5 protein-coding genes are annotated in these 7,412 nt (G+C 50.0%); all 5 read left to right on the top strand.

Annotated features, from left to right (window positions below; translation table 11 throughout):
• The coding region (locus ACR0P9_RS05305; RefSeq protein ID WP_432618020.1) for an efflux RND transporter permease subunit at nucleotides 1-3,150 on the top strand (3,150 nt) is incomplete at its 5' end.
• Nucleotides 3,137-3,754, top strand: a complete 618-nt coding sequence (locus ACR0P9_RS05310; protein ID WP_432618022.1) for a TetR/AcrR family transcriptional regulator — start codon at nucleotides 3,137-3,139, stop codon at nucleotides 3,752-3,754. The genes ACR0P9_RS05305 and ACR0P9_RS05310, both read left to right, overlap by 14 nt.
• Nucleotides 3,755-3,846: 92 nt before the next feature.
• Nucleotides 3,847-4,716 carry a DegV family protein gene (locus tag ACR0P9_RS05315; RefSeq protein ID WP_432618024.1) on the top strand — a complete coding sequence of 290 codons (870 nt, stop codon included), beginning with the start codon at nucleotides 3,847-3,849 and terminating at the stop codon, nucleotides 4,714-4,716.
• A gap of 120 nt (nucleotides 4,717-4,836) precedes the next feature.
• Nucleotides 4,837-6,009: an exonuclease SbcCD subunit D gene (locus ACR0P9_RS05320; RefSeq protein ID WP_432618026.1), complete on the top strand. Its 1,173-nt coding sequence runs from the start codon at nucleotides 4,837-4,839 to the stop codon at nucleotides 6,007-6,009.
• A partial coding sequence (locus tag ACR0P9_RS05325; protein WP_432618028.1) for an AAA family ATPase occupies nucleotides 5,984-7,412 on the top strand: 1,429 nt, incomplete at its 3' end. The genes ACR0P9_RS05320 and ACR0P9_RS05325, both read left to right, overlap by 26 nt.

Genomic DNA, 7,412 nt, shown 5'->3' on the forward strand with positions numbered 1-7,412 from the left:
ACGCTCAAAGCCAATCAGGCGGCGTATCAGGCTGAACAGAAAGCCTTGCAGCAGTATGCGGATATGAATGATTCGGTCAACATGCTTGGCATTATGGTCGTTGCTTATGATTTTACCGGAACAGTACCGGAAATCAGCGGCGTGCCGTCTTCGGAAGATCTGGCGGCAATGGCACAGAACTCGGCACAGATGCTGGAAGCACTCAAAGATCCGGCAACATATATCGGCAGCATGAGCGATGAAGCTTATACAAAAGCGATGCAGGCTGTGCAGGGCATGATGCAGAAAGTCGCACCAAATCAGGACATGTCTCAGCTGCTGAGCTTGTCGAAATCTGACTTTGCCAAGCTCGTGCAGACCACGGCATATGCTTCTCAGCGCGTGCAGGAAATCACTGCGGCACTGAACGACGTCAATACCCAGCTGGCAGCAGCAGAGGCAATGAAGCCGCAGCTGCAGCAGGCATTGGATCAGGCGAATGCTGCCTATGAAAAAGTAGAAGCGGGCAAGATGAATGCTACGCTGAATATGGCAGAGGGAGCTTCGGAGATTTCTGTCGGCAAGGCGTCCTTGGAGAGCGCACAGAAGCAGCTGGATTCTGCGGTAGAAGAGTTTGAAAAATCCCGCGATCAGGCGTATGAATCGGCGGACATCAGCGGCATTATCACCGCAGATATGATTAGCAAGATTCTCATCGCAGAAAACTTTGAGATGCCGGCGGGCTATATCTCGGACAGCAGCGACAACTCGTATGTCCTCAAAGTCGGAGAAAAATATGATTCCATTGAGGCATTATCTGACATGGTTCTGTTCCATATGGATACCGGAGACATTGGAGACATTCGTCTGTCAGATGTAGCGGAAGTCAAATATGCGGATCAGAATGCCGATACGTCTTATGCCAAGGTAAACGGCAATGATGCTGTCGTGCTCAGCTTTTCCAAGCAGTCCACGGCATCGACATCTGCGGTTTCTGAGGCGATCAATGATAAAATCAACGAACTGCAAGACAGCAACAGCAAGCTGCACATCACCCCGCTGATGGATCAGGGCGATTATATTCAGCTGATTGTCAGCAGCGTGTTGTCCAATCTGGTATACGGCGGTTTGCTCGCTGTACTCGTATTGCTGCTGTTCCTGCGCGATATTCGTCCGACGATTATTATCGCCTTCAGCATTCCGCTCAGTGTGCTGTTTGCAATTGTGCTCATGTACTTCAGCAACATGACGCTGAATATTATCTCGCTGTCCGGTTTGGCACTCGGTGTCGGTATGCTGGTAGATAACTCAATTGTCGTCATTGAGAATATTTATCGCCTGCGCAATCTGGGTGTTCCGGCGGCAAAGGCGGCTGTGCAGGGCGCAAAGCAGATGAGCGGAGCAATTTTCGCTTCGACCCTGACAACGGTGTGTGTATTCCTGCCGATTGTCTTCACACAGGGCATCACCAAACAGCTGTTTGCGGATATGGGCTTGACGATTGCCTATTCGCTGTCCGCGTCATTTATCGTGGCATTGACGGTTGTTCCGGCGATGAGCGCGAACATGATGAAAAAAGAGAAGGTTGTCACGCACAAGCGATTTGACGGCTTCCTGCGCGGCTATGAAAAGGTGCTGCGCTGGTGCCTGTCGCATCGCGCGGTAACGCTGCTCGCTGTGACAGCCCTGCTTGTTGTCTCTGTTGCGGCAACGGCGGCAAAGGGTATGATTTTTATGCCGTCCATGTCCTCGGAGCAGATGAGCGCGACGATGACCATGCCGTCCGGCTCAGATGATACGGAAATGCAGGCGATGGCAGATAAAGCGATGAAGATCATGCGCAAGGTAGACGGCGTAAAAACCGTCGGTGCGATGTCCGGCGGCTCTGGTATGGCGTCTATGACAGGCTCGAACAGCAATAGTGTTTCGTTCTATCTGATTCTCGATGAGGGCGCAGACAACGAGGCGATTGCGAATGAAATCACCAAAAAGACCAAAAACTTGGACTGTGATATGAGCGTTTCCGCTTCCAATATGGATATGGGATCCTATATGGGAACCGGCGTGCAGGTAGATATTTACGGCGATGACCTAGATGAGCTGCAAAAGGTCTCTGCGGATATTGCCAAGAAGATGAAAAAAGTAGATGGTCTCAAGGACATTTCCGACGGCAACGATGACCCAGATCAGGAAAAGATTATCACGGTCAATAAAGATGCGGCGATGGAACAGGGCTTGACGGTGGCACAGGTGTATCAAGCTCTGGCGGATAAGCTCAATACAGAAGTTGATTCCACAACGCTGACAGTCGGCACAGAGGATTTGCCGGTTGTTGTCAAAAAGCCGTCCAGCATCACAACGGATGATTTGATGAAACAGACCATTACCTCGACCGATCAGCAGACCGGAGAGACGAAGGAAGTCAAGCTGGACACGATTGCCTCTGAGACGGACGGACAGGCACCGTCTGCCATTCAGCGAGACAATAATGAGCGCACGATGTCGGTCACGGCATCAGTCGATGATGACCACAACGTCACACTGGTCAGCCAAGAGGTGCAGAAGATTCTGGATTCTTACAACATGCCGGATGGTATGCACGCAGAGATTTCCGGCGAGATGGAAAATATCACGGATTCTATGAAAGATCTGGGACTTATGCTGCTGCTTGCGGTTGTCTTTATCTATTTGATTATGGTGGCACAGTTCCAGAGCTTGCTGGGACCATTTATCGTTATGTTTACGCTGCCGCTGGCATTTACAGGCGGTCTGCTCGGTCTGCTCATTGCGCGACAGGAGTTGTCGATTATCGCCATGCTGGGCTTTGTTCTGCTGGCGGGTGTCGTAGTCAACAACGGTATTGTGTTCGTCAGCTGTGTTAATGAACTGCGATTGGATGGTATGCCCAAGCGGGAAGCACTGGTTGCCGCGGGCAAAATGCGTATGCGTCCGATTTTGATGACAGCGCTCACGACGATGCTGTCTATGTCCACGATGGCGATGGGCATTGGCAGCGGTGCGGAAATGGGTCAGGCGATGGCGATTGTTGTCATTGGCGGTTTGAGCTACGCCACGATTTTGACCTTGGTCATTGTGCCAATCATGTACGATTTGTTCAATCGGAAAAAGACATTAAAACGAGTAGATGTGGGGGAAAATGATGCAGAATAAGACCTATTCGCCAAAGGAGATCGCGGCATTTCGCGGTCTCCTGCAATTGGCGGCGGGAGGAAAACACTTTTCTAACATCAAGGTGCAGGATATTGCGACTGCTGCCGGTATCGGAAAGGGGACACTATACGAGTATTTTTCTTCTAAAGAAGATATTTTGAGCTGTACCATGCTGTATACCTTACAGCAGTTTGCGGATTGGATGGAACAGCAGATGACACAGGAACAGTCTGTGTATGATATGCTCGACAAACTGATCGATGCTTTGGAGCAGGAAATTTTTCTGCCGTTTTCCGCGCTGCCGATGTTTGGCTCGTTCTTGTCGTATGAACAGCGGATAGAGCTGGGAATGCGCAATCGGGGAAAAGCACAGGAAATCTTTGACCAGCTGCGTGAATACGAACGACAAATTTTTGCAAGAGGACGACAACATGGAGAGATTGATCCATCTCTGAGCGATGGATTTTGCGAGTATACCATTTTGTCCGCACTCGGCGGATTTGCAAGCCGATTTGGAAAAAAGACAGGCTGTTCTTCTGCTAATCCATCAAATGTTTGTAAAAATATGGTGCATCAGCTCATTTTTCGGGCGTTGTGTCCATAAATAAACAATAGAATTTATATCAAATCTGTGGTATAATAATTAAAATATTGCTAAGATTGCCGCAGTGTGTCGGTATAGAGAGGGAGATATACATGAGAACGGAAAAGATTGCATTGCTGACGGATTCCTGTGCGGATATTCCGGTAGAGGTTGCAAAAAAACATCATATTTATGTCGTTCCATTTACGATTACATTTGACGAAGGCTCGTATCAGGACGGCGTGGATATTTTTCCGGACGATGTGTATCGTCGACAGCCGAATGAGACCATCAAAACATCTCTGCCATCCGGCGCGGTGATTGAGGACACGCTGCGCAAGATCAAAGAAGACGGATATACCAAAGTCATTGCGATTATGCTGTCCAGCGGCTTGAGCGGCGGCTATCAGATTGTACGGATGCTCGGCGAAGAAGACGAAGATTTGGAAGTGGCGGCATTCGATTCGATGAGTGCCAGCTTAGGCGAAGGCGTTATGGTGCTGACGGTTGCTCGTTGGATTGAAGAGGGCAGATCGTGGGAGGACATGCTTGCACTGATGCCGCGCATGATGAAAAATGTGTATCCATATTTTTCTGTCGATACCTTGGAGTATCTCAAGCGCGGCGGCCGCATTGGAAAAATCACGGCAATGGCAGGAACAGCACTTGGCATCAAACCGATTCTTGCGTTTGAACCGACATCGGGCGAGCTGACAAGCATTCACAAGGTACGCGGCAGACAGGCGGCAATGAAAAAACTGGTACAGGTTGCTGTGTCGAACTTACAGCCGAATAAACGATATAACATCATGTGGGCACACGGCGGTACGCCGGAAGAGGGCGCGCAGATTGCTGAAATGCTGCGCAAGGCAGCACCGGATTTCCAAGAGGAGTTTTCCGGCGAAGTAGATTGTACGCTTGCTGCCTATGTCGGACCACGGCTGATTGGCGCCGCAGTACAGGTACTGGATGACGATATGTAAAACAAACCAAAACCGACGAAGGGAAACTTTCGTCGGTTTTTTGCGTTTATATAAGATTTGCAAACCACCGCAATTCAGGGTATGATAGAAGCAGTGATTCCAACAGAAAGGGAGAACGCGATGAAGTTTTTACATCTCGGAGATCTGCATCTCGGCAAGCGGGTGTACGGCTATTCTATGCTGGATGACCAGCGGTTTGCCTTGGAACAGGTCGTTCGCATGGCGATAGAAAATCAGGTAGATGCTGTTGTCTTAGCGGGAGATATTTATGATAAGACGGTTCCGTCCGGTGAGGCGGTTTCACTGTTTGATTGGCTTTTTACACAGCTGTGCGAGCAAAATATAACAGTTTTAGCAGTGAGCGGCAATCATGATTCCGGTGAGCGATTGGATTTTGGCAGAACCTTGTTGTCTCAGCAGGGAATGCATCTGGTGGGAACCTTAGAGGAAACCGTACCATCTGTCACTTTGACAGATAAGCAGGCGTGTCGCGTACAGTTTCATCTGCTGCCATGGCTGCGGCCGATGGAATGGCGCGAAAAATGGAAGTTAAAAGAGAGTACACAGCAATGTGTCCTGCAAGAAGCCCTAAAACGGGCGGCATGGGAACAAGATGCCCGGCATGTGTTGATTGCGCATACATTTGTGACGGTTGGCGGTGTTCTGCCGGAGCAATCGGACTCGGAAATTCTTCCCGTCGGCGGCATTGATGCTGTAGATGCCGCTTTATTTGATGCGTATGACTATGTGGCGCTGGGACACATTCACCGCCCGCAGCGATTGGGACGCGACAGTGTGCGGTATTGCGGCTCGCTGCTCAAATATTCATTTTCTGAGGCAAGATACCCGAAATCTGTACCGCTTGTGACAATCGGTCAAACTGGAGAAGCAGAGATTACCTTGCTGCCGCTGATGCCTAAACGAGATTTGCGCGAGCTGCGCGGAAAACTACAGGATGTTCTATCGGATTTGGTACAGCAGGCGGGAAATCCAAACGATTATTTGCGTGTCATCTTGACCGATGATGAGGAATTGTACGATCCACAGGCAGCACTGCGCGCTGTGTATCCCAATCTGATGCGGTTGGATTTTGACAATATCCGCACGCAGACAGCAAATGCAGAAGGCTTGCAGCGTGAAGAGGATGCACGGCAACTGACACCTGTTCAGCTGTTTGAACAGTTCTTTTTGGAACAAAATGGAAAGCCGATGACGGCATGGCAAAAGCAGCAGATCCTGCGGATTGGCAGGGAAATGGAGGCGAGCGATGAAGCCGATTCATTTGACAATTAGCGCGTTTGGACCGTATTCCAACACGGTGACGCTGGATATGCAGGCCTTTGACGGACAGGGATTGTTTCTGATTACAGGAGATACCGGTGCCGGAAAGACGAGCATTTTTGATGCCATCTGTTTTGCTTTGTTTGGAGAGGTCAGCGGCTCTCAGCGCGGTGCCGATCAGCTGCGCTCAGATTTCGCCGCGCCGACAGCGGATACGTATGTCAAATTTACGTTCTCTCATGGTGGAAAGAGGTATCAGATCCATCGAACACCAAAATATGAACGACCGAAAAAGCGGGGAACGGGTACCGTTACCCAGCAGCCCAATGCAGTCATGACAAATCATGACGGTTCGACGATTGCGGGAGCGACGGCAGTGACTGACGCGGTGCAGCAGTTGCTCGGTGTAGATTGCCGTTCGTTTAAACAGATCTCCATGATTGCGCAAGGCGAGTTTATGAAGCTGCTCACGGCGGATAGTCAGTCCAGAGCAAAAATTATCCGCAATGTCTTTCACACCGAAGAACTGGTGCGTCTGCAAAAGTGTATCAAGACGGAATATCTTGCTCAGAATCGAAGCTGTGAGGACATGCATCGCGCTCTTTTGCAGTACGCAGAGGGCTTTCAATTAGAACAGAACACAGAAACACAGGAACTCACCGAACTTTTACCGCTGGTTCAAGAGCAAAATAGACGCGATGCACAGACAATAAAACAATTAGACAAACAATTACGTCAGCTGCGCGCGGCGCGTACTGCGGCGACAGAAGCGGTGATTCAAGCGGAAACACAGCTGCAAGCGCGCAATAAATGGCTGGCTGTTAAGCAGCAGTTGACACAGCTGGAAGCACAGCTGCCGGATATGCAAGCACAAACCGAACGACTGGAACAGGCGCGCCGCGCAAGAGATTTGGTACAGCCGCAGTGGCAGGCATATCAATCGGAACAGACGCGATGGGAACAGTTGGCCAACCGCGTACAGGCGCAAAAACAGTATGTAGAGCAGCTGAAAAAACAGAATGCATCGCTGGAAGGGCAAAAACAGCGGGCAGAAGCACAGCTTCCACAGCTAAATCTCTTGCAGCAGGAAATGACCCGCTTGAGTGATGCCAAAAAACAGGCAGAAATCTGGCGGGACAAACAGGCACAGGCGAAAAAGGCGAGAGATTCTGCTGATTCTCTGCAAACACAGTATCAACAAACCACGAATGCTTTACAAACAGAACGACAGCGCATCGAGGGCCTGCGAAAGCAGATCGAGAGTCTGCATGACTTACAGATGCAGCGGGAAGCCTTGCGCAGTGCGTGGAAAGAGGCAACGGAGCAGGTAAAACAGCTGAACAGCAAACGGGACCTGTTTGCAGAACTGTCGAACTGCCAAGTCCAATTAGACAAACAGCAGAGTACTTATGAGA

The organism is Butyricicoccus sp., assembly GCF_050872565.1.
Taxonomy (GTDB): domain Bacteria; phylum Bacillota; class Clostridia; order Oscillospirales; family Butyricicoccaceae; genus Butyricicoccus_A.

Bases quoted from the DNA above. Each gene is read 5' to 3' on its own strand.
- ACR0P9_RS05310 (WP_432618022.1), top strand. From the start codon at position 3,137: ATGATGCAGAATAAGACCTATTCGCCAAAGGAGATCGCGGCATTTCGC.
- ACR0P9_RS05315 (WP_432618024.1), top strand. From the start codon at position 3,847: ATGAGAACGGAAAAGATTGCATTGCTGACGGATTCCTGTGCGGATATT.
- ACR0P9_RS05320 (WP_432618026.1), top strand. From the start codon at position 4,837: ATGAAGTTTTTACATCTCGGAGATCTGCATCTCGGCAAGCGGGTGTAC.